This window comes from Streptomyces roseicoloratus, assembly GCF_004117935.1.
Classification (GTDB): Bacteria; Actinomycetota; Actinomycetes; order Streptomycetales; family Streptomycetaceae; genus Streptomyces; species Streptomyces roseicoloratus.
Genome location: NZ_SDOY01000173.1, coordinates 76,532 through 98,263 on the forward strand (window position 1 = coordinate 76,532; position 21,732 = coordinate 98,263).

Annotated in this window: 23 protein-coding genes; 7 read left to right on the forward strand and 16 right to left on the reverse strand. The window is 71.2% G+C overall.

The features are described from left to right. Positions 1-186: 186 nt before the first annotated feature. A complete protein-coding gene (locus ESG85_RS31915) occupies positions 187-579 on the forward strand; it encodes an SCO5389 family protein (RefSeq protein ID WP_128984657.1) in 393 nt (130 codons plus the stop codon). A gap of 134 nt (positions 580-713) precedes the next feature. On the opposite strand, the gene ESG85_RS31920 is transcribed toward ESG85_RS31915, so the two are convergent. Continuing rightward, positions 714-1,748 carry an LLM class flavin-dependent oxidoreductase gene (locus ESG85_RS31920; RefSeq protein ID WP_128984658.1) on the reverse strand — a complete coding sequence of 345 codons (1,035 nt, stop codon included), beginning with the start codon at positions 1,746-1,748 and terminating at the stop codon, positions 714-716. A 225-nt stretch (positions 1,749-1,973) separates the two neighbouring features. On the opposite strand from ESG85_RS31920, the gene ESG85_RS31925 reads away from it, so the two are divergent. Then, positions 1,974-2,300 carry an ATP/GTP-binding protein gene (locus ESG85_RS31925; RefSeq protein ID WP_128984659.1) on the forward strand — a complete coding sequence of 109 codons (327 nt, stop codon included), beginning with the start codon at positions 1,974-1,976 and terminating at the stop codon, positions 2,298-2,300. A gap of 85 nt (positions 2,301-2,385) precedes the next feature. On the opposite strand, the gene ESG85_RS31930 is transcribed toward ESG85_RS31925, so the two are convergent. From ESG85_RS31930 to mce, 7 genes are all read right to left on the reverse strand, one after another. Next, positions 2,386-3,195: an ABC-2 transporter permease gene (locus ESG85_RS31930; protein WP_128984660.1), complete on the reverse strand. Its 810-nt coding sequence runs from the start codon at positions 3,193-3,195 to the stop codon at positions 2,386-2,388. Then, a complete protein-coding gene (locus ESG85_RS31935) occupies positions 3,192-4,307 on the reverse strand; it encodes an ATP-binding cassette domain-containing protein (RefSeq protein WP_181019175.1) in 1,116 nt (371 codons plus the stop codon). The genes ESG85_RS31930 and ESG85_RS31935 overlap by 4 nt, the downstream gene beginning before the upstream one ends. Before the next feature lie 337 nt (positions 4,308-4,644). Then, positions 4,645-5,424, reverse strand: a complete 780-nt coding sequence (locus tag ESG85_RS31945; protein WP_128984662.1) for an ABC transporter permease — start codon at positions 5,422-5,424, stop codon at positions 4,645-4,647. Between the two features lie 3 nt (positions 5,425-5,427). After that, the gene (locus ESG85_RS31950; RefSeq protein WP_128984663.1) at positions 5,428-6,399 is read right to left on the reverse strand and encodes an ABC transporter ATP-binding protein; all 972 of its coding nucleotides are present in this window, start codon (positions 6,397-6,399) and stop codon (positions 5,428-5,430) included. 145 nt (positions 6,400-6,544) lie between these two features. Next, on the reverse strand, positions 6,545-7,480 hold the full coding sequence (locus ESG85_RS31955) for a coiled-coil domain-containing protein (protein WP_128984664.1): 936 nt from the start codon (positions 7,478-7,480) through the stop codon (positions 6,545-6,547). Between the two features lie 114 nt (positions 7,481-7,594). Next, positions 7,595-11,749: a polarized growth protein Scy gene (gene scy, locus ESG85_RS31960; protein ID WP_281288104.1), complete on the reverse strand. Its 4,155-nt coding sequence runs from the start codon at positions 11,747-11,749 to the stop codon at positions 7,595-7,597. Positions 11,750-11,922: 173 nt separating this feature from the next. Next, positions 11,923-12,375, reverse strand: coding sequence for a methylmalonyl-CoA epimerase (mce, locus tag ESG85_RS31965; protein WP_128984665.1), 453 nt, complete (start codon positions 12,373-12,375; stop codon positions 11,923-11,925). Between the two features lie 137 nt (positions 12,376-12,512). Here mce and ESG85_RS31970 point away from each other — a divergent pair, with 137 nt between their 5' ends. Continuing rightward, positions 12,513-13,715: an acetyl-CoA C-acetyltransferase gene (locus ESG85_RS31970; RefSeq protein ID WP_128984666.1), complete on the forward strand. Its 1,203-nt coding sequence runs from the start codon at positions 12,513-12,515 to the stop codon at positions 13,713-13,715. A 94-nt stretch (positions 13,716-13,809) separates the two neighbouring features. Beyond that, the gene (gene meaB, locus ESG85_RS31975; RefSeq protein WP_128984667.1) at positions 13,810-14,766 is read left to right on the forward strand and encodes a methylmalonyl Co-A mutase-associated GTPase MeaB; all 957 of its coding nucleotides are present in this window, start codon (positions 13,810-13,812) and stop codon (positions 14,764-14,766) included. Positions 14,767-15,018: 252 nt separating this feature from the next. Here the strand turns inward: meaB and ESG85_RS31980 are convergent, their stop codons facing one another. From ESG85_RS31980 to ESG85_RS31995, 4 genes are all read right to left on the reverse strand, one after another. Beyond that, a complete protein-coding gene (locus tag ESG85_RS31980; protein ID WP_128984668.1) occupies positions 15,019-15,495 on the reverse strand; it encodes a MarR family winged helix-turn-helix transcriptional regulator in 477 nt (158 codons plus the stop codon). 80 nt (positions 15,496-15,575) lie between these two features. Next, positions 15,576-16,373, reverse strand: coding sequence for an AIM24 family protein (locus tag ESG85_RS31985; RefSeq protein ID WP_128984704.1), 798 nt, complete (start codon positions 16,371-16,373; stop codon positions 15,576-15,578). Between the two features lie 8 nt (positions 16,374-16,381). Then, on the reverse strand, positions 16,382-17,032 hold the full coding sequence (locus ESG85_RS31990; RefSeq protein ID WP_128984669.1) for an AIM24 family protein: 651 nt from the start codon (positions 17,030-17,032) through the stop codon (positions 16,382-16,384). Further along, positions 17,032-17,670: an AIM24 family protein gene (locus ESG85_RS31995; protein WP_128984670.1), complete on the reverse strand. Its 639-nt coding sequence runs from the start codon at positions 17,668-17,670 to the stop codon at positions 17,032-17,034. The genes ESG85_RS31990 and ESG85_RS31995 overlap by 1 nt, the downstream gene beginning before the upstream one ends. A gap of 108 nt (positions 17,671-17,778) precedes the next feature. Between ESG85_RS31995 and ESG85_RS32000 the strand changes: the two genes are divergently transcribed. Both ESG85_RS32000 and ESG85_RS32005 read left to right on the forward strand, forming a co-directional pair. Continuing rightward, positions 17,779-18,123 (forward strand): DUF3817 domain-containing protein, encoded by a 345-nt coding sequence (locus tag ESG85_RS32000; protein ID WP_128984671.1) that lies wholly within the window; start codon positions 17,779-17,781, stop codon positions 18,121-18,123. Continuing rightward, complete coding sequence (locus tag ESG85_RS32005; protein ID WP_128984672.1) at positions 18,120-18,413, forward strand: MTH1187 family thiamine-binding protein; 294 nt, start codon at positions 18,120-18,122, stop codon at positions 18,411-18,413. The genes ESG85_RS32000 and ESG85_RS32005 overlap by 4 nt, the downstream gene beginning before the upstream one ends. Positions 18,414-18,422: 9 nt before the next feature. Here ESG85_RS32005 and ESG85_RS32010 read toward each other — a convergent pair whose 3' ends face one another. Both ESG85_RS32010 and ESG85_RS32015 read right to left on the reverse strand, forming a co-directional pair. Then, on the reverse strand, positions 18,423-18,689 hold the full coding sequence (locus ESG85_RS32010) for a hypothetical protein (RefSeq protein ID WP_128984673.1): 267 nt from the start codon (positions 18,687-18,689) through the stop codon (positions 18,423-18,425). A gap of 166 nt (positions 18,690-18,855) precedes the next feature. Continuing rightward, entirely contained in the window at positions 18,856-19,584 is a 729-nt protein-coding gene (locus ESG85_RS32015; RefSeq protein ID WP_128984674.1) for a GntR family transcriptional regulator, read from the reverse strand. Positions 19,585-19,670: 86 nt separating this feature from the next. Here ESG85_RS32015 and ESG85_RS32020 point away from each other — a divergent pair, with 86 nt between their 5' ends. Continuing rightward, positions 19,671-20,483 carry a class I SAM-dependent methyltransferase gene (locus ESG85_RS32020; RefSeq protein WP_128984675.1) on the forward strand — a complete coding sequence of 271 codons (813 nt, stop codon included), beginning with the start codon at positions 19,671-19,673 and terminating at the stop codon, positions 20,481-20,483. A gap of 340 nt (positions 20,484-20,823) precedes the next feature. On the opposite strand, the gene ESG85_RS32025 is transcribed toward ESG85_RS32020, so the two are convergent. Continuing rightward, complete coding sequence (locus ESG85_RS32025) at positions 20,824-21,216, reverse strand: SCO4402 family protein (protein ID WP_128984676.1); 393 nt, start codon at positions 21,214-21,216, stop codon at positions 20,824-20,826. Between the two features lie 240 nt (positions 21,217-21,456). Further along, on the reverse strand, positions 21,457-21,723 hold the full coding sequence (locus tag ESG85_RS32030; RefSeq protein WP_128984677.1) for an RHS repeat-associated core domain-containing protein: 267 nt from the start codon (positions 21,721-21,723) through the stop codon (positions 21,457-21,459). Positions 21,724-21,732: the final 9 nt, after the last annotated feature.

Consider the following 21,732-nt stretch of genomic DNA (forward strand, 5'->3'; position numbering starts at 1 on the left):
CCGCCCGGAGTGCGCCCAACCCCCGTCACTTATTGGCCGGTTGTGCGCCCATTCTCCTGGTGCGGGCAGGAGCGGACGCTTAACGTGGAGGACAGGAGGTCGTCGTCCGGGCACGCTGCGTGTGCGGTGCGGCCACCTGGCCCTGCCCGCAAGACCCCGCCCTGCGGGGTCGCGAGAGGAGAACCCATGTCGCTCGACGTCTCACCGGCGCTGTTGGAACAGGCCGAGCGAGGCGAGGTCGACGAAGCCGACTTCGTCGACTGCGTCCGGACCTCCCTGCCCTACGCATGGGAGATGATCAGCTCTCTGGTGGCACAGCTGAAGGTCGACGGCGGAGACTTCGCCGACAACCAGACGCCGCCGCCGGACGAGCAGGCACGTGGTCAGCTGCTGCGCGCCCTCGCGAGCGATGCCATCCGTGGTGCGCTGCAGCGGCACTTCGGGGTACGACTCGCCTTCCAGAACTGCCACCGCGTGGCGGTCTTCCCCCTGGACCCGACGGTCGACGAGCGGCTCGCCCGCTTCACCTCCGTACGGGCGCAGCTCCTCAACCAGTCGCCGGAACTGCGCGACTGCTGACAGGCCTGGTGCCGCCGCTCCGCATCGCGGGAGAGCGATGAGTCGCGGAGCGGCGTCACGGTCCCAGCCCACCCATGCGGCCTCCCCCCACGCAGCGCCACCGGCTCCGCCCCGCCCGCCGGTCCCGCGCGAAGTCAGACGAGCAGCGGGAGCACCTCGCTGCCCAGGCGACGTACGTTCTCCTCCGTGGCGGCGAGATCGCCGGAGCCCTCCGCGAGCAGCGCGAAGCGGGTGATGCCCGTGCGCTCGGAGGTCGCCGCGAGCCGGTCCGCCGCGACCCGGGGCGTGCCCACCGGGTGCAGTCCGCACAGCAGTTCCGTGTACGCGACCGGATCGCGCATCGCCCGGTACCGGCCGTCCACCGTCACATGGGCGTCCAGGCCCTGCTTCAGCCAGCCCGGCATCGCCTTCACGAGGGCCTCCGCCGCGTCCGCGGTCCGGTCCGCGAGCTGGACCACGCCCGCCGAGACGTGCCCGGCGCCGATCCGCGCGATCTCGTCCGGGTCGCGCCCGGCCTCCCGCGCGGCCCGCTCCCAGCAGGCCACCATCTCGGCCTTGTCCTCGTCACCGCAGTGCATCCCGAGCAGCATCGGCAGCCCGCGCTCGGCCGCGAGCCGCACGCTGTTCGCCGACGTGCAGGCGACCACCACCTCCGGTGCGGCGGGCCCGCCGATCAGCTCGCCGGGAGCCGGGACGACGGCGACCTCGCGGAAAGCGAATCGTTCCCCCTGGGCGCCCACCCGGGGCTCGCGCAGCCAGCGCAGCAGCAGGTCGAGCGACTCGGGGAAGCCGTTCTCGTACGCGCGGAGCCCCGCGCCGAACACCTCCAGGTCCACCCACGGACCGCCCCGGCCCACCCCGAGGGTGAACCTGCCGCCCGAGGTCACGTGGAGCAGGGCCGCCTGCTCGCCCAGCGCCACCGGGTGCACGGTCGGCAGCACGCTGACCGCCGTACCGACCCGGAGCCGTCGGGTGCGGCCCAGGATCAGGGCGGCCAGGGTGACGGCCGACGGACACACCCCGTACGGCACGAAGTGGTGCTCGGCCAGCCAGACCGCGTCGAGGCCCGCCTCCTCGGCGACCTCGGCGGTCCGCACCGCCCGGTGCAGCGCCTCTCCCTGACCCTGGCCCGGAAACTGGGCGGCCAGCACGAACGTACCCACGCGCATCGCTTCTGCCTCCTCGCGGCCGGCGCGGTCTCCCCCGCGCGGACTTCCCGCCGCGCGTCCCCTCGTACCGGCAACAACGCCTGACACGTGCCAAAGGCAACGGCCCGTCATGAAGTTCTTGCGATTTTCCGCTGATCCGCCGTGGGACCGGTGCCGGGCCACCCCGTCGCGGCCCGTACGCTGGACGGAACCGTCCGTGTTCCCGACCCCGAGCGAGGTGCCGAAGTGTCCCCGCGCCACAACCGCCCGCGAGGCGGCGACCGGTCCGCGTGGCAGAGCGAGCCGGGCGACCGGTACGGCGGCGTGCAGAGCACGGAGACCTGGCAGGGCGAGGAGTGGTGCGTGCGCCACGTCGCCGGCGCCAGCGCGCCCGGCAAGCGCTACCGCTGTCCCGGCTGCGACCAGGAGATCCCGCCCGGCGCGCCGCACCTGGTGGCCTGGCCCGAGTACGGCGGCGTCGACGACCGCCGCCACTGGCACAAGGCCTGCTGGAACGCGAAGGACCGCCGCACCACCCGGGTGCAGCGGTCCCGCAACGCGCCTCGCTACTGAGCGCCCCCCGAGCCGTCCCCGTGACCGGCCGCCCCCGCGGCCCGTCCGGCGGAGCGGCCCGGACCGGCGCTCTCCCGGACGTCCCTCAGACGTCCCTGCTGTTGATCAGCGCGAACGCGCCGCCCAGCACCGCGGCCGCCAGGACCGCCATGATCCACACCGGGTCCCAGCCCGCGGGACCGCTCATGGTCACCGTCGACTTGCCCGCGTACAGCGCGATCAGCTGGCTCGGGATCGCGTACTCGAGGAACCACTCGCGCGTCGAGCGCAGCGACTCCGCGAACATGAACATGGCCGCCACCAGCGGCAGCAGCAGCACACCGATCATGATCGTGATCGCGCCCGCCGAGTGCCGGATGATCGCGCCGACGCCCAGCGACACCAGCCCGAGCAGCGCGACGAACAGCCCGACGCCGACCGTGGCCCGCAACCACTCCTCGCCCGTCGGCTCGGCGGCGTCGACCATGGCCACGTCGGCCAGACCCACCAGGGCCGCGGTCACCGTGGTGATGGCGAAGACGAGCAGGAAGAAGACGATCGCCTTCGCCGCGAGCACCCGCGCACGGCTCGGGCAGGCCGTCAGGGTGGTGCGGATCATGCCCGTGCCGTACTCCGAAGCGATCGTCAGCACGCCGAGCGTGATCACGCAGATCGAGCCGAGCAGCACACCGAAGAAACCGAGGCCGAGCGCCGTCTCGCCCTCGGTGGACACGTCGGACGCCGCCACGAGCGCGCCGACGCCGATCCCGATGCCGAGCATCAGCAGGACCATGATCCCGAGGGTCCAGATCGTGGAGCGCACCGAGCGGATCTTGGTCCACTCCGACGTGAGCGCGTCCCCGAGGTGTGCCTTGCGCACGGGGATGGGGGAGACGTACGAGTGCGGGGTCGTCATCGGGCGTCCTCGGTGTTCGGGCCCTGCGCCTGCGGGTTCTGCGGGTGCTGCGGGTTCTGCGGGGCGGCGTACGGGTTCTGTCCGGGCGGCGGCGGGGCGTACCAGCCCTGCTGCGGCACCTCGGGCACCACGTACTGCGGCGGCTGCGGCAGCTGGTGGGGCGGCATCGGCGGCTGGAGGTGGGCCAGCCGGTCGTCGGTGGAGCGGTAGTCGACGGCGCCCTGCGTCATCCGCATGTACGCCTCCTCCAGCGAGGCCTGGTGCGGGGACAGCTCCCACAGCCGGACGTCCGCGTCGTGCGCCAGGTCGCTGATCCGCGGCAGCGGCAGGCCGGTCACGCGCAGCGCGCCGTCCGGCTCCGGCATCACCTGGCCGCCGGCCTCGGTGAGCACCGTCGTCAGCTTCTCGCGCTGCTGCGGCTCGGTGTGCGGGGTGCGCACCCGGGCGAAGTCGGCCGAGTTCGCGGAGATGAAGTCCTTGACGCTCATGTCCGCGAGCAGCTGCCCGCGGCCGATCACGATCAGGTGGTCGGCGGTCAGCGCCATCTCGCTCATGAGGTGGCTGGAGACGAAGACGGTCCGGCCCTCGGCGGCCAGCTTCTTCATCAGGTTGCGCACCCAGAGGATGCCCTCGGGGTCGAGGCCGTTCACCGGCTCGTCGAAGAGCAGCACCTGCGGGTCGCCGAGCAGCGCCGCCGCGATGCCGAGGCGCTGGCCCATGCCGAGCGAGAAGCCCTTGGAGCGGCGCTTGGCCACGTCCTGCAGGCCGACCACGCCGAGCACCTCGTCCACCCGCTGGGCCGGGATGCCGGCCAGCTGGGCGAGCGAGAGCAGGTGGCTGCGGGCGCTGCGGCCGCCGTGCACCGCCTTCGCGTCGAGCAGCGCGCCGACCTGGCGCGGAGCGTTCGGCAGCTGGCGGAACGGATGCCCGCCGATCGTGACGTGACCGGAGGTCGGCCGGTCGAGCCCCAGGATCATGCGCATGGTGGTCGACTTGCCCGAGCCGTTGGGGCCCAGGAAGCCGGTCACATGGCCCGGTCTCACCTGGAAGGAAAGGTTGTACACGGCTGTCTTGGCGCCGTAGCGCTTCGTCAGGCCGACTGCCTCGATCATTCTGCAGCCCCATCGACATGGTCGGGTGTTTCTCGGGGCGTGACGGCCGGCGGCCGGAGCCCCCCGTATGAGGTAGGAGCTTATCCAGCCGTTGACGGTTCCGCCGACCTGCGGATCGTGATCCGGGAAAGGTCAGGGGAAGACCGGGGGCCGCCCCGAGACGGTGTCGGGGCCTTCTCGGGGCGGCCATGAGACGACTCCGGGACAGGCCCCGAGACGGCCTCCGGGACAGGCCCCGAGACGGCCTCCGGGACAGGCCCCGAGACGGCCTCCGGGACAGGCCCCGAGACGACGGACGCAGGCCCGAGACAGCCCGGAGGAGCCGTCCCGGGCCCGTTCAGGCGTCGCGGCGCTTCAGGACCAGGTAGCCGCCGGCCAGCGCCGCCGCCACCCAGACCAGCATGATCCCGAGGCCGCCCCACGGGCCGTACGGGGCCTTCTCCGAGCCCAGCGCCTCCGGCACCACCTGCATGATCTTGGAGCCCGCCTGGTCCGGGAAGTAGCGGGCGACCTCCTTGGCCTTCGGCACGGCCGACAGGATCTGCGAGATCAGGAAGAAGAACGGTACGAGGATGCCGAGCGACAGCATCGAGGAGCGCAGCATCGTGGCCACGCCCATCGAGAACAGCGCGATCAGCGTCATGTAGAGGCCGGCGCCGACCACCGCCCGCAGCACGTTGTCCGCGCCGAGCGTCGTGCGGTGCTCGCCGAGCAGGGCCTGGCCGAGGAAGAAGGACAGGAAGCTCGTCACCATGCCGACGAGCAGCGCGAGCGCGCCGGCCACCGCGATCTTCGAGAAGAGGAAGGCGGCCCGCTGCGGGACGGCCGCGAGCGAGGTCCGGATCATGCCCGAGGAGTACTCGGTGCCCACCACCAGGACGCCGAACACCACCATCGCCAGCTGCCCGAGCACCATCCCGGAAAAGCTCACGAAGGTCGGGTCGAAGGTCGCCCGCTCCAGCTCCGACAGGTCGTCGAAGGTGGCGTTCAGCAGCGCGGACAGGGCCGCGCTCATCGCCACTGTGACGACCAGCGCGCTCGCCAGCGTCCACACGGTCGACGAGACCGTCCGGATCTTGGTCCATTCCGACTGGAGGACCGCGGATGCCGCTGCCATCGATCAGACTCCCTCGAAGGTCTCGCCCCACCGGGGCCCGGCCGGTCCGTCGCCGCCGCCGTGAATGTCCGTGCCGTGCGCGTGGTACTCCACCGCGCCCGCCGTCATCTGCATGAACGCCTCTTCGAGCGAGGCCCGCTGGGCGCTCAGCTCGTGCAGCACGATCTGGTGCGCGGCCGCCAGCTCGCCCAGCTTCTCCGTCGTCGCGCCGTCCACCTCGAGCGTCCCGCCGCCGGCCTCGACCGCGACGAACCCGTTCGCGTGGAGCAGGTCCCGCAGGCGTTCCTGCTGCGGGGAGCGCAGCCGTACGTAACTCCGGGAATTCCGCTGGATGAAATCCGCCATCGACGTGTCGGCAAGGAGCTTTCCCTGCCCGATCACGATCAGATGATCGGCCGTCAGCGCCATTTCACTCATCAGATGGCTGGAAACGAAGATCGTCCGGCCCTCCGCCGCGAGTCTCTTCATCAGATTGCGGATCCAGTGAATTCCCTCGGGGTCCAGACCATTGACGGGTTCGTCGAACATCAGGATCTCGGGATCACCCAGCAGCGCGGAGGCGATTCCCAGCCGTTGCCCCATGCCGAGCGAGAAGCCCTTCGACTTCTTCTTCGCGACCGCCGTCAGACCGACCAGGTCGAGCACCTCGCCGACCCGCCGCTCCGGAATGCGGTTCGACTGGGCCAGACACAGAAGGTTGTTGTACGCGGAGCGGCCGCCGTGCATCGCCTTGGCATCGAGCAGCGCCCCGATGTACTTCAACGGCTCCTGCAGCTCCCGGTAGTGCCGGCCGTCGATCCGGACCGTCCCGCTCGTCGGGTTGTCCAGGTCCAGCATCATCCGCATCGTGGTCGACTTGCCCGCCCCGTTAGGTCCCAGGAAGCCGGTGACCACCCCCGGCCGTACGGTGAAGCTGAGATGGTCGACCGCCGTCTTCGCTCCGAACCGCTTGGTGAGGCCCTCAAGCTCGATCATGCGTACCAACCTACGGGTGCGCGAAACCCCCCGCCACCGGAATGGCAGGGGGTTTTCGAACTTTCGGGCGCGCCCGTAAGGGCGTCGGCTGCGACGGGCCGACGGACCGGCAGGGCGCGGCCGGCAGGACGACGGGCGGAACGGGTCAGCGGGTCTGCTGCGCCGGGACGCCCGCGGTGCGCTCGTCGTCGATCGGCGAACCGGCCGCGGCCACCGCGGCACCGGTCAGCGTGGCCAGCATCTCGCGGACGTTGGTCAGCTGGGCGTTGATCGAGTCGCGGCGGTTCGTCAGCGCCGCCAGCTCGCGCTCCGATTCGCTGCGGATGCGGTCCGCCTTGGCGTTGGCGTCGGCCACGATGTCCTCGGCCTGGCGCTGCGCGGTCTCCACCGTCTGACGGGCCCGGCGCTCCGCGTCCGTCCGCAGCTTCTCCGCCTCCAGGCGCAGCTGCTCGGCCCGGTGCTCGATCTCCGCGAGACGCTTCTCGGCCTTCGCCTGACGCGAGGCCAGGTCGCGCTCCGACTGCTCGCGGCGCTTGGCCAGGTTGGTCTCGAAGTCCGCGGCGGCCTGGGCGGCCTTGGCGCGGGTCTCCTCGAAGAGGGCGTCCGCCTCCTCGCGCTTCGACTGGGCGTCCTTCTGCGCCTCGGCGCGCAGCGAGTTCGCCTCGCCCTGGGCCTTCTCGACGATCCGGACGCCCTCGTCCTCGGCCTTCGCCTTGCGCTCGGCCGCGAACGACTCGGCGTCGTTGCGGACCTGCTGGGCCGCGGACTCGGCCAGCTCACGGTGCTGCTCGGCGGCGCGACGGGCCTCCTCGCGCAGGTCCTTCGCCTCCTCCTCGGCGAGCCGGAGGATCTTCTCGACGCGAGCACCGAGACCGGCGTACGACGGCTCGGCGTCGGTGACCTGGGCCTGGGCGTTCTGCGTTTCGAGGTGCAGCTCCTCGATCCGCTTTTCCAGAGAGGTGATTCGGGCCAGAGCACTGTCACGGTCGGCGACGAGCTTGGTAATGCGGTCGTCCACCTGACCGCGGTCGTAACCACGCCGCACGAGCTCGAAGCCGAAGGGGGAGGAAGTGTCGCTCATGGGGTTCCTGTCGAATGAGACCGGTGAGGTGTTAGAGGGAATCCTAGGGGTCGAAGCGGCGTGTCATCGAGCGTATGCCCGTTTGATCTGGAGAATGTCCAGCCTTTTGAGTGGCTAGCCGTCGGAGGACTTGCCCCCCGAACGAGTGGACCCCGCGGACGCGCCCGCCTTGACCCCGTCCCGGCCGCCGTCGGACTTCGCACCCGCTGACGGCGTCTCGAAAGACTCCAACGCCTCGAGCACGTCCTGGACACGGGAGATCTCGGCATTGATGTCCTCGCGCCTGCGCACCAGGACGTCCAGCTCGCGCTTGCCCTCCGAGACGGTCTCCTCCGCCTCGCGCTCGGCCTCCGCCCGGATCCCCTCGGCCTCCGCCTTCAGCCGCTCGCCCTCCGCGACCAGCGAGGCCTTCTTCTGCTCGGCCTCCTTGAGGAGCGCCTCGGCCTTCTTCACCGCGGCGATGCGGACCTTGCTCGCCTCCGAAGTCGCCTCCGAGACCAGCTCCCTGGCCTTCTCCGCCGCCTCGGCGCGCTGCTCCTCCGCGGCCTTCACCAGCTTGTCGACGCGCTCGCCGGCCGTCTTCATCTGCTCGGCCGTCTCGCGCCGCGCCCGCTCGTGCAGGTCCTCGATCTCGCTCTCGACGCGGGAACGCAGCTCCTCCGCCCGCTCCCTTATGGCGGTCGCGTCGCTGCGCGCCTCGACCAGCAGCTCGTCGGCGTCCGTACGGGCCTTCTCCACCAGCGAGTTGCCCTCGATGGTGGCCTCGGCGACGATCCGCTCCGCCTCCTTGCGGGCCGCACCCACCATCGTGTCCGCCTGCTCCTCGGCCTCGGCGGTGGCGCGCAGCGCCTCCTCCTGGGCCTTGGCCATCAGCTGGTCGGCCTGCTCGGCGGCGTCCGCCCGCTTCTTCGCCCCGGCCTCGCGGGCCTCGTCGAGCGTGCGGTCGGCCTCGGCCCGCGCCTCGGAACGCATCTCCTCGGCCGCCGCCTCGGCGTCCGCCTTCACCCGGGCCGCCTCCTCGGCGATCCGCTCCGCCTCGGCGACCGCCTCGGCGACCAGGCCGTCCGCCTGCTCCGCCGCGTCCGCGCGCCGCTTGTCCGCGGCCTTGCGGGCCTCGTCCAGGATCCGGTCGGCGTCCGCGAGCGCGGCACTGCGCAGCGCCTGCGCGTGCGCCTCGCCGTCCACCTTGACCTGCTCGGCCTCGGCGCGGATCCGCTGGGCCTCCTGCTCGGTCGACTCCAGCAGCTCGGCCGCCTCGGCGGTGAGCCGCTCGGCCTCGGCGGTCGCTTCGGTGATGAGGGTGTCGGCCTGTTCGGCGGCGTCGGCGCGGCGCTTGTCGGCGGCCTTGCGGGCCTCGTCGAGGACCTGTTCGCCGTCGGCGCGGGCGGCCGCCCGCAGCGCGTCGGCCTCCGCCACGCCGTCCGCCCTGACCTGCTCGGCCTCCGCCAGGAGCCGCTCCGCCTCGTCGGCGATCCGCTCGGCCTCCGCCGTCGCCTCGCCGACGACCTTCTCGCCCTGCGCCGCCGCCTCCGAACGGATCCGGTTGGCGTCCTCGCGGGCGTCCGCGCGGGTGCGGGCCGCGTCCTGCTCGGCCGACGCCAGCGCGTCGGTCGCCTCGGTCCGTACCCGCTGGGCGTACTCGGCGGTGTCCGCCCGCAGCTTCTCCGCCTCGGCCAGGGCTTCCGTGACCGTCCGCTCGGCCAGCGCCTTCGCCGCCTCGGACTCCTCCTGAGCCCGCTCCCGGATGCGGTTGGCGTCCTCGGTGGCCCGCTCCCGCTCCTCGTACGCGTCGGCGCGGACCCGGTCCGCCTCCTCCTGCGCCTCGGTCCGCGTGCGCTCCGCCGCGTGCTCGGCCGCGCTGCGCAGCCCGGCGATCTCCTCCTCGGCCGTCTCGCGCAGACCCGAGACCGCGTCCCGTACCTCCTGCGCGGTGGTCTCGGCGGCCGACACCATCTCGGTCGCGCGGGCGTCCGCCTCCTCGACCAGACGCTGCGCCTCGGCCTGTGCCTCCTCGACCCGCTTGCGGGCCGAGGCCAGCAGCTCCTCGCTCTGCTCGCGGGCCAGCTCACGCTCGCGGCCGGCCTCGGTACGGGCCGAGTCCAGCGTCTCCTCCGCCTCGCGGCGGCGCCGGTTGGCCTCCTCCTGGGCGGCGGCCAGCGCCTCCGCGGCCTCCGCGGCGACCCGCTCGGCGGCGGCGGCGGCCTCGGCGCGCATCCGGTCGGCGGCCTCCTGCGCCTCCGACTTCAGCCGCTCGGCCTCGGCGGCGGTCTCCTCGCGCAGCGCGGTGGCGGCGGCCTCGGCCTCGGAACGGGCGGTGGACGCGTCCGCCGCCGCCTCCGTCCGCAGCCGCTCGGCCTCCTCCTCGGCCTGCGCCCGGAGGGTGCGGATCCGCTCGGCGGACTCGGTGCGCAGCCGCTCGGACTCCTCCGCGGCCTCCCGCCGGATCCGCTCGCCCTCGGCCCGCGCGTCCGTCAGCTCCTCGCCGGCCGACGCCAGCTTCGTCTCCGCCTCGGTGTGCAGCCGGGCCAGCTCGTCGGCGGCCTCCGCCTTCCGCGCCTCGGCGGCCCGCTCGGCCTCCTCGCGCAGCGCCGTGGCGGCGGCCTCGGCGGCCTCCCGGACCGACTCGGCCTGCTCCTCGGCCTCGGCGCGCATCCGCTCCGCCTCGGCCCGGGTGCGCTCCAGGGTCTCCTCGGCCTGGGTGCGCAGGGTCTGGGCGCGCTCCATGGCCTCGCCGCGGACCCGCTCGCTCTCCGCGCCCGCGCTCGTCCGCAGCTCGTCGGCGTCCTTGCGGGCCTTGGTCAGCAGCTCCTCGGCGGTCTTCGCCGCCTCCTCGATCTGCCCCACGGCCTCGCGGCGGGCCTCGCCGCGGATCCGCTCGCCCTCGGCGACGGCCTCGGCGCGCAGCTGCTCGGCCTCGCCGCGCAGCCGGCGCGCCTCCTCCTGCAGCTCGACCGTCTTGGCGCGGTACTCCTTGGTGTCGTCCTTCGCCGAGCCGAGCAGTTCGTCGGCCTGCTCCTCGGCCCGCGAACGCAGCCGGTCGGCCTCGGCCTCCGCCTCGCGGCGGATCCGCTCCGCCTCCTCGGAGGCCTTCCGGGTGGTCTCCTGGGCGTCCTCGGACGCCTTGCTCAGGATCTCCTCGGCGTTGCGGGCGGCCTTGGCGAGCGCGGCGGCGGAGTCCTCGGCGGCGACCGTACGGGCCTTCTCGGCGGCCTCCGAGACCAGCTTCTCGGCCTGGGCGGTGGCCTCGCGGAGCTTCTCCTCGGCCTGCTCCTTGAGGCTCTCGGCCTCCTTGGTGGCCTCGCCGACGAGCCGCGCGATCTCCGACTTGGCGGTGCGGGTGCGCTGCTCGTTGACGGACTCGGCGCTCGCGAGCTGCTTGGCCGCGGCCTCCTTGGCCTCGGCGAGGGTGCGCTCGGCCTCGACCCGGGCCTCGCGCAGCTTCAGCTCGGCCTCCTGGACGCGCACCTCGGCCGTACGGGACAGCTCGGCGGCCTCACGGCGGGCCTGGTCGGTCTCGGCGGTGGTGGAGGAACGCAGCCGCTCGGCGTGGCTGGTGGCCTCCTCGGCCTGGCTCGACGCGGCGGCGAGCAGCCGCTCGGCGTCCTTGCGGGCCCGCAGCAGAATCGCTTCGGCCTCGGCCCGGGCCGCCTCCGCCTCGGAACCGACCCGGCGACGGGTCTCCTCGGCGATGCGGGCGGCCTCGGCGCGCGCGGCGGCCAGCGACTGCTCGGCCTCGGCGCGGGACTCCTCCATCAGGCGGCGGGCCTGGGACTCGGTACGGGCACGCAGCTGTTCGGCCCACGCCACGTTCTCGTTGACGTGCGACTCGACGGTCTGGCGGCGCTCGTTCAGCTCCTGGTCGAGCTGCTGGCGGCGCTGCACCGCCTCCGTGTGCAGCTCGGCCTGGAGCCGGGCCTGCTGCTCGGCGTGCTCCTGGAGGATGCGCTGGGTCTGGGCGCGGGCCTCGCGCAGTTCGCGCTCGGCGTCCTGGCGCAGCTGCTCGGCCTGCATCTGCGCGTTCCGCAGCATCTGTTCGGCCTGGTAGCCGATGTCCGCGCTGTCGTAGGCGGGCCGGGACGCGATGGTGCGGCGCGCCTCGTGGAGCTTGGCGCGCAACACCTCGACCTGGTACCCGAGGTCCTCGGCGTGCTGGACGGCCTTCTCTCGCTCCTTCTTCAGCCGGTCCATCTCGGCTTCGAACCGCGAAAGATGGTCGTCTTCAGCTCGGTGGCTCTCCTGGCGTTCGTAGCCCCGCACTGCGCGGTCCATCCGTCCCCTGGTCGCAACACTCCAACGAGCACCGTTCACCCGGACAGAACGGCCCCCCGGGGAATCGTGGCAGATCGGACGACCCCGACATCCCGACTTCGGTGCCGCACGCACGCGACCCCGACCGGCCCCGGCCCGGAGCCGCCCACTCTACCGGGCCGGGAATCCGGAGGTCAGTGCTCCGCTGAGGAGTGGTCAGCGGAGGGCTCCGCCGAGGTGACCAGTTCGGTCAGGACGCCGTGGCAGTCCTTGGGGTGGAGGAAGGTGATGCGGGAGCCCATGGAGCCGATCCGCGGCTCGTCGTAGAGGACCCGGACGCCCTTGCCGCGGATGGCCTCGGCGTCCCCGTCCACGTCCGCCGTGCCGAAGGCGATGTGGTGCACGCCCTCGCCGTTCTTGGCGAGCCACTTGCCCACCGCCGAGTCCTCGCGGGTGGGCTCCAGCAGCTGGAGGTAGGAGGCCCCGCCGTCCGAGGTGTCGTTGATCTTGAGCATGGCCTCGCGGACGCCCTGCTCCTCGTTGACCTCGGAGTGGAAGACCTCGAAGCCGTACGTGGCCCGGTAGAACTCGACGGTCCTGTCGAGGTCGAAGCAGGCGATCCCGATGTGGTCGATACGCGTCAGCATGCGTCCAGTGCAGCGCCCGCACGGTGGTTACGCAACGTGCGCGCCGTCACACCGGCGGGCCGGTGACCGGGCGACGCACCGCTCAGTACATTGAAGGTAAACCCTCGTTCACTCCTCATCCCTAGGGGCTGTGCCTCATGTCTGGAACGACCGGTACCACCTCAGTGATCGTCGCGGGCGCCCGCACGCCCATGGGCCGCCTGCTGGGCTCGCTCAAGTCCTTCTCCGGCGCCGACCTCGGCGGTTTCGCCATCAAGGCCGCCCTGGACCGCGCCGGCATCGGCGGCGACCAGGTGCAGTACGTGATCATGGGGCAGGTGCTCCAGGCGGGCGCCGGACAGATCCCCGCCCGTCAGGCCGCCGTCAAGGCGGGCATCCCGATGAACGTCCCCGCGCTCACCGTCAACAAGGTGTGCCTGTCGGGCCTGGACGCCATCGCACTGGCCGACCAGCTGATCCGCGCGGGCGAGTTCGACGTCATCGTGGCCGGCGGCCAGGAGTCCATGACGAACGCCCCGCACCTGCTGCCGAAGTCCCGCGAGGGCTTCAAGTACGGCGCCATCGAGATGCTCGACGCCATGGCGTACGACGGCCTCACCGACTCCTTCGAGGGCATCGCCATGGGCGAGTCCACCGAGAAGCACAACACCCGACTGGGCATCCCGCGCGACGTCCAGGACGAGATCGCCGCCCTCTCGCACCAGCGCGCCGCCGCCGCCCAGAAGAACGGCGTCTTCGAGGCCGAGATCACCCCGGTCGAGATCCCGCAGCGCAAGGGCGACCCGGTCGTCTTCTCGCAGGACGAGGGCATCCGCGCCGAGACCACCGCCGAGTCCCTCGGCAAGCTCCGCCCGGCCTTCGCCAAGGACGGCACCATCACCGCCGGCACCTCCTCGCAGATCTCCGACGGCGCCGCCGCCGTCGTCGTGATGAGCAAGGCCAAGGCCGAGGAGCTCGGCCTGGAGTGGATCGCCGAGATCGGCGCCCACGGCAACGTGGCCGGCCCGGACAACTCGCTGCAGTCCCAGCCGTCCAACGCCATCCGCCACGCCCTCAAGAAGGAGGGCCTGGAGGTCGAGGACCTCGACCTGATCGAGATCAACGAGGCCTTCGCCGCGGTCGCCCACCAGTCGATGAAGGACCTCGGCGTCACCCCCGAAAAGGTGAACGTCAACGGCGGCGCCATCGCCCTCGGCCACCCCATCGGCATGTCCGGCGCCCGCGTGGTGCTGCACCTCGCGCTGGAGCTCAAGCGGCGCGGCGGCGGCATCGGCGCGGCGGCCCTGTGCGGCGGCGGCGGCCAGGGCGACGCCCTGATCGTGCGCGTGCCCGGCAAGTAAGCATCCGGCACCACCAGGGCGTGTGCCGAAGGTCCCGCCCGCCCGGCGGCGCCCGGCACGCGCCCCAGGCCCAACCAGCAAGGAGCAGCTGCACATGGTGGACGTCCCCGCTCTGGTCGCCCAGGCACGGGAGGGCCGGCCGCGCGCCGTAGCCCGGCTGATCTCGCTCGTGGAGGGGGCGTCCCCGCAACTGCGGGAGGTGATGGCGGCGCTCGCGCCGCTGACCGGCAACGCCTACGTGGTGGGCCTGACCGGCTCACCCGGCGTCGGCAAGTCGACCTCCACCTCGGCACTGGTCTCCGCCTACCGCCGGGCGGGCAAGCGGGTCGGCGTCCTGGCCGTCGACCCGTCCTCGCCGTTCAGCGGCGGCGCGCTCCTGGGCGACCGGGTGCGGATGTCGGAGCACGCCTCCGACCCCGGCGTCTACATCCGCTCCATGGCCACCCGCGGCCACCTCGGCGGCCTCGCCTGGTCCGCCCCGCAGGCCATCCGCGTCCTCGACGCGGCCGGCTGCGAGGTGATCCTGGTGGAGACCGTCGGCGTCGGCCAGTCCGAGGTGGAGATCGCCTCCCAGGCCGACACCTCGGTGGTGCTGCTCGCACCGGGCATGGGCGACGGCATCCAGGCCGCGAAGGCGGGCATCCTGGAGATCGGCGACGTGTACGTGGTCAACAAGGCCGACCGGGACGGCGCCGACGCCACCGCCCGCGAGCTCAACCACATGCTGGGCCTCGGCGAGGCCCGCGCCCCCGGCGACTGGCGCCCGCCGATCGTGAAGACGGTCGCGGCGCGCGGCGAGGGCGTGGACGAGGTCGTGGCGGCCCTGGAGAAGCACCGCGCCTGGATGGAGGAGCACGGCGTCCTGGCCGAGCGCCGCCGGGCCCGCGCCGCCCGCGAGGTCGAGACGATCGCGGTCACGGCCCTGCGCGAGCGCATCGGCGACCTGCACGGCGACCGCCGTCTCGACGCCCTCGCGGAGCGCATCACGGCCGGCGAACTCGATCCGTACGCGGCCTCCGACGAACTGATCGCGAGCCTGACGGGCCACTGAGCGCGCCGCGCAGGCGGTACGGGCCGCTGGGCGCGCGCCGCACCGGCCCGTCCGGGGCGCTACCGCCGCACCGGCCGGTACGGGCAGCGGAAGCGCGTACGGCCCGGGCGGACAGCGGACCCGCACCGGCCGTACGGCGAGGAAGCGCGTACGGCCGGGGTGCGGACCGCGCGCACGGGAAGGGCCCGGCACCACCCGCACGACGGGTGATGCCGGGCCCTTCCCGTACCCAGGGCGGGCCGGGTCACGCCCTCACGGCTTGCCGCGGCGGCCGCGCAGCTGCTCCGCGATCGGCTTCAGGGACTCGTGGAGGTCGCCGAGGGCTTCCGGGCTGAGCTGGTCGATGAAGTGCTTGCGCACCGACTCGACGTGGTGCGGGGCGACCTTGTGCATGGTCGTCATGCCGTCGTCGGTGAGGACCGCGTACAGCCCGCGCCGGTCGGACTCGCAGTTCTCGCGGCGGACGAGTCCGGCGTTCTCCATCCGGGTGATCTGGTGGGAGAGCCGGCTCTTGGACTGCAGGGTGGCGGCCGCCAGGTCGCTCATCCGCAGACGCCGGTCGGCGGCCTCCGAGAGGTTCACCAGGATCTCGTAGTCGTTGATGGTCAGGCCGAAGGGCTGCAGGTCCTTCTCCAGCTGGTACATCAGCATGCGGTTGACGTCCAGATAGGTGCGCCAGGCGCACTGCTCGGCGTCGGTGAGCCAGGGGGTGGCCGTCTCGGTCTCCATGTGTGGATTCTACCTAAGAAGTTGAAAACTGGACGAGTACTGGGAGTGTGTTCGACGCGTCACGCTCCGCAGACTACCGCTCACAAACCGAAGCGACGCTGCAGGTCGCCGAGCTGTCCGGGAAGGCGCGGTACCGAACCGACCGACCCCTGGCCGGATCCGTGCGCTCCCGCTCCGCCGTGGCCGCCCGGCACACCGGGCTGCGCCCCCGGCTCGCCGATCGCCCGTTCGGGCATCAGCAGCTCCGTCGACTGGAGCAGTACGGTACCCGCTCCGACGAACTCGAACTGATGCTCCTCGCCCGAGGTGCCGCCGATGCCCGTCAGGGCCCGTACGCCACCCATCACGCCGGTCAGGTACCCGTGGTCGTAGTGGTGGCAGGGCGACGGGCAGTCGGCCCAGCCCACCAGTGCCTGCGGATCCACCCGCAGCGGCGGCTCCATGAAGACCACCGGCCCGTTCGACGCCGCGACGAACTTGCCCGTGCCGATCAGCGTCACGAAGCCCGGCACGATCGACTGCTTCAGCGCCAGCGACGGCTGGTACGCCAGCAGATTCCCGGAGCGGATCGTCAGGTTGCCCTCGTCCAGGTCGAACGAGTTCACGTCGAAGGCCCGGTCGGCGAGCAGCATCTTGCCGCTGCCCTCCGCCACCACCCAGTCGCTCGCGTGCAGCGGCGAGTGGAAGGACGTGCGCACCAGCCGGTCGAGCCGGCCGTGGCCGATGCCGTTGAACTCGATCTGCCCGTAGTAGGCGATCATCTTGCCCTTCTGCAGGAACCACTGGGAGCCCTTGAGCTCCACGCAGAAGGTGTACGGGTTGACGTTGTCGTCGCTCGGCAGCGAGTGCGGGTCGAGCACCGAAGGGCCCCCGGCCATAAAGGTGTTCACAGCTTCTCCTCCGACGCCTGCACGTACACCGCACCGCTGCCGCTCAGCTCCAGCTGGAACGCCTCGCCCGAGCCGCGGCCCACCATGTCCCGCCAGCCCAGCGCGGTGGACAGCTTGTTGCGCACGTCGCCGTGGTGGGCCACGTACGCCTGCGGGTCGACGTGCACCGGGCGGCCGGGCGTGATCGGCAGCTCGATCACGCCGCCGTGCGCCATCACCGCCACCGAGCCGTGGCCCTTGAGCGTGGTGGTGAACAGGCCCTGGCCGGTCACCTGGCCGCGGACCATGCCCATCACGCCGCCCTGCGAGCCCATGAACATGGTGCCCTGCTCCAGGGTGCCGTCGAAGGCCAGCAGCCGGTCGGCCTCCACGTACAGGGTGTCTCCGGTCAGCGCGATCACCTGGATGTGGTGGCCGCCGTGCCCGAACATCACCGTGCCGTTGCCCTCCACGGTCATCAGCGGCGTCGCCTCGCCGGCCACCCGGCGCCCGATCATCGACATCAGACCGCCCTGGCCGCCGGTGATGTTCGGCGTGAAAGTGACGTCGCCGCGGTACGCGAGCATCGCGCCACGCTGGCTGAAGAGTCGCTGCCCCGGGATCACCGTGGCCTCGACCATCTTGGAGTTGATCTCCCGGAACGGCATCAGACGTCGCCTCCGATCGTGTTCCGCTCGCTGGGCTGGACGTACACCAGCCCGTCGCCCTCGAAGCGGATCTGGAAGGCCTCGCCGCCGCCCTCGCCCATGAACGTGCGGAACGTCACACCGGACTGGAAGTGCTGCTGGAGGTTGCCCTGGTGGGCGATGTACGCGCCGGGGTCGACGGACAGCGGGTACTGCGGGGTCACCCGGAGCACCACCGCCGGACCGTCGGACATGATCGCGGCCTGCCCGGTCCCTTCCACGGTCGTCGTGAACAGCCCGTTGCCCGTCGCGCCGCCGCGCAGCCCGGTGAAGGTCGTACCGGTGCGCAGGCCGGCGTCGGTGCAGAGCAGATTGCTCGCCTCGACGAACAGCTTGTCGCCGTTGAGCTGCACGAGGTTGATCTCGGAGGCCCGGTCGGCGAACCAGCAGGTGCCCTGCCCGCGGACCTCCATCACCTCCATCTGCTCACCGGTCAGCCGGCGGGTGACCATGCCGCGCAGGCCCTCACCGCCGCCGGACATCTTCTTGAAGGCCATCTGGCCGTCGTACGCGACCATCGAGCCGTTCTTCGCCTTCACGGCGTCGCCGGTCATGGTCACGGCGAGCACTTTGCTGCCTTGGAGTCGGAACGTTGCCACGAAGGGAAGGTACTGGGCCCCCGGATAAAGAGACAGCAAAGTCGGCGTGCACAATGGAACGGCCCTTGTGCATCCGTTCACAAGATCCGAACGAAGGTGACCCCTACCGTGGACATCAAGACCGCTTCCTCCCTGCACCGGCTCCGGCTCGTCTCCGCGCCGGAGGCCGTGTCGTTCCTGCTGCTCCTGGTCTGCTCGGTGCTGAAGCGGACCACGGACTTCAACGCGGTCCCGGTGATGGGCGCGATCCACGGCATCCTCTTCGTCCTGTACGTGCTCTTCTGGCTGGACGCCTGGAACCGCACCAAGTGGTCCTTCGGCACGGCCGTGCTCTACTTCGTGCTCTCCGTCCTGCCCTTCGGCGGCTTCGTCGCCGAGCGCAGGCTGAAGCGCGAGGCCGAGGCCGCGGTCGTCGCCTCCCGCGCCCGCCGCGAAGGCGTGGTGAACGCGTGATCGTCGCCTTCTCGGTGACCCCGCTGGGCGTGGGGGAGGAGGTCGGCGAGTACGTCGCCGACGCCGTCCGGGTCGTCCGCGAGTCGGGCCTGCCGAACCGTACGGACGCCATGTTCACCTCGATCGAGGGCGAGTGGGACGAGGTCATGGACGTCGTCAAGCGCGCCGTCGCGGCCGTGGAGGCGCGGGCTCCGCGCGTCTCGGTCGTCCTGAAGGCGGACATCCGTCCTGGTGTGACGGGTGGCCTGACCCAGAAGGTCGAGACGGTGGAGCGGTACCTGGCCGGCTGACGCCGACGTTCATGACGGGGCGTGGCGCTCGGTCGGTACGGCGCGGATGTTGTCCGCCGCCGTGGTCCACTCGACACCGGACGCGGGCCGGATGTGCGCCAGGCGAACCGGGCGCCCGCTCTCCTGAAGCCCGTGGGTGACGGCCGTGAGGCGCCCCACGCCGCGCGAGGCGACATCGCGGACCAGGGTGTTCAGGAGCGGGTGCTGTTCGTAGCCGTCGGCGCCGACCGCGTGAAGGGCGTCCTCCCATCCGGCTCGGTCCTGGCCGCGGCGCATGAATCGCTCCCATCCGTCGGCAGCCCGTAAACGCAAGGCTCGGCTGGGCTCGCCGGGGCGGGGTCCCTCGGTAGGTGTGGGCATGCGGATACTCCTTCCGGCATGAGGAGGCGCACGGTACGTGTGCCTGCCGTCGGAACCAGACTGGACCGGTCCACCGGTCCAGTCAATCTCCTTGCCCCATCGAATAGTTGTCCGTGCGCTCCCATACCCCCTCGGGCGTCAAGCCCTCCTCGCACACCAGCGGCCTGTCCTGTGCGTCGTAAGCCGTGTGAAGCACCATGGCGATGGCGCACGGGCGCTTCACCCGAAGGTGTTCCGCTTCGGCGGTGGTCGCCAGCCGGACCGAGGTGACGTCCACGCCCCGGACCGGGGCGCGACCGGTCGTGCGCCGGACGTAGTGGGTGGTCCCTTCGGCGATCGGATGGTTCTGGTGCAGTCGAGGGCAGGCGTCGGCGATGTCCGGCGGGAACCAGGCCACGGTGTACGAGTGCGGCCGGTTGTCCTCCATCAAGGTCAACCGGGCGCGATGCAGGGCGCGTACTCCGCTTCCCAGGCCCAGGGCTTCGGCGATGTGGGAAGGCGGTACCAGCATCTCCGGAGTGCCAAGGCGCCTGAACGGCATGCCTCCCTGGATCCGGCTGGTGCCCGTACCGCGCCCACCGGCCGGCCTGGCCATCGGTGTCTCCACCACGGAGAAACCTCGACCCTGGTGGGGCGTCACCAGGCCGTCGGCGCGCAGCACCTCCATGGCCTTGATGGCGGTCGCCCGTGAGACGCCCCACTGCTCGCACAGGTCGCGGCTGGACGGAAGGAGGGAACCCGGGCCGAACTCCCCGTCGGCGATGCGACGGCGAAGACTCTCGGCGATCTGCTCATACTTCAGAAGCGGCATGTACGTTCCTTGGCGTTAGCGCTGACCGGTTGACCGGTCAGGCTAGGGGCTGTCACCGCGCGCCGCCAGCGGTCACAATCGCCACCATGCCCACACCTTCCGTAGGTCCCGAGATCATCGCCTTCTACAGCGAGACCATCAGCGAGTCGGAGCGGCTGACCGGCAGCGCCGACGGTGTTCTTGAGATGGTCCGCACGCAGGAACTCCTGCGACGGCATCTTCCGGCCGCGCCGGCTCGGATCATCGACGTCGGGGGAGGGCCCGGCGCGCACGCCCGATGGCTCATCGAGGACGGGTACGACGTCGACCTCGTCGATCCCGTTACACGTCACATCGAGGAAGCGACGGCCGCCGGTATCCGCGCCGAACTGGGCGATGCCCGAGCGCTGGCCGCGCCGGATGATTCGTACGACGTGGCCCTCGTCCTCGGGCCGTTGTACCACTTGCTCGACCACGGCGACCGCATCCGCGCCCTGCGCGAGGCGGCCCGTGTCGTCCGCCCCGGCGGCTTCGTCGCGGCGGCGGCCATCGGCCGTTACGCCTCCGTCTTCGAGCATGTGGCCACCACCATGCTCACCGTCGACCGCGTTCGTGACGCGGTGGCGGACATCCTCGTCACGGGTATCCACGCACCGGGCCGCAAGGGGTTCACCAGCTCCTACTTCCACACGGGTGACGGGTTGACGGCCGAGATGCGCGAAGCCGGTCTGGTGGACCCGGTGGTGTACGGGGTCGAGGGGCCGGTGTGGGCCGCTCTCAAGGCGACGGAGCAGTACACCAAGGAGAGTCTGATCGACTCGCCCATGTTCGAGGCGGCTCTGGCGGCGGCCCGCCTCGCGGAACCCCACCCGGACCTGCTCGCGGCCAGCTCCCACATGCTTGCCGTTGCCCGGGTTTAGTGCACGGGCGCGCTTGGTCCGCCGCCTCGGCGGCAGACTGCGCATCCAGCGGCTCTTCGCAGCTGTCCACTGCAGCCTCGGTGGCATCAGTGGCCCTACGTGCGCAACAACTTCACCGCATAAGTGATCAACCTTGCGCACCCGTGGACGCGTACAAATTCCTTGTCCCCGACTGGGTCCGGCAGGAAGCTGCTCTGGTCCGATCACCGACCAGCACGAGGTCAACGCGCTCACGCTCCGAGCCGTCATAAGGCATCTCCTGGGCGCAGAGATTCGAAACAGCGGCTTCTACCATCGAGTAGGGCCCCGCAGTTGCGTGCGGGGCCCTACTGGCTGAACTCTACGCCTTGTGCGGCGTGACTCCCATTACTCTCAAGCAGGATCTGGCTGCACTAACCACCAAACCCCAATCCGAAGACTTTACATAATCTGAGTCGGGAGCCTCTCCAAGCACCTCGATAAGCGGGATCATGATCCGCGAAAGCTTGTCGAGGCTCTCCGCTTCCTCCTTGTTCAGGAGGACCGAACCGATAAGTGATTCCGGGCAGTCGAGTGCGCGAGCATCGTCGAGAATGTTGACGACAGTGGTGAAGTCGTCTCCGGAGCCATCCGGCTCCAGAGCCCCATCCACCCAAACTCGTGTTTGATACTCGGTGTCGGCAAGCGATGCGAGTGCGGAAATTACTTGATCGCGAACGTAAGGGAACTCTAGTCCCCCGTCGATGAATCCCACTTCTCCCACTTCTCCCACTTCAGTCAGTCCTCGAGCGGAATATGAGCCATGTGTGGGTGTCTTGCTTTATCGACCCCTGAATGGGATTCCCGTCTCGACCGATAACCTTACCATTGGAATTGATCACCACGTGATCGACCTCTTGGTGTACCTGCGGATTGTCCGGGTTTCCCTTGTCGATTCCCATCCCGTGCTGCTTGGGGCCTGGGAATCTGAAACCAACACCCTTCCCTGTGGGATTCATCGGTCCGAAATGATGAAGCGACCCGTGGTGGTGTCGTATTCGCGTGCTCCAAGGAGGGTGAGGCCCGCGAGGTCCTGGGTGCCGCCGACGAAGCCCTTCTCGCCGGTCCAGGTGGTGGGGGCGGGGCCGCGGTCTTCGCCGAAGGGCTGGGCGTAGCGGCGGGTGAGGGCTTGGGTGGTGGCGTCGATCTGGACGCTTGAGGTGCCGTTGTGGTCGCCGGCGAGCCAGGTGAGGGACTGGGCTGAGCGTCGACCACACCTCACTTGGAGTGG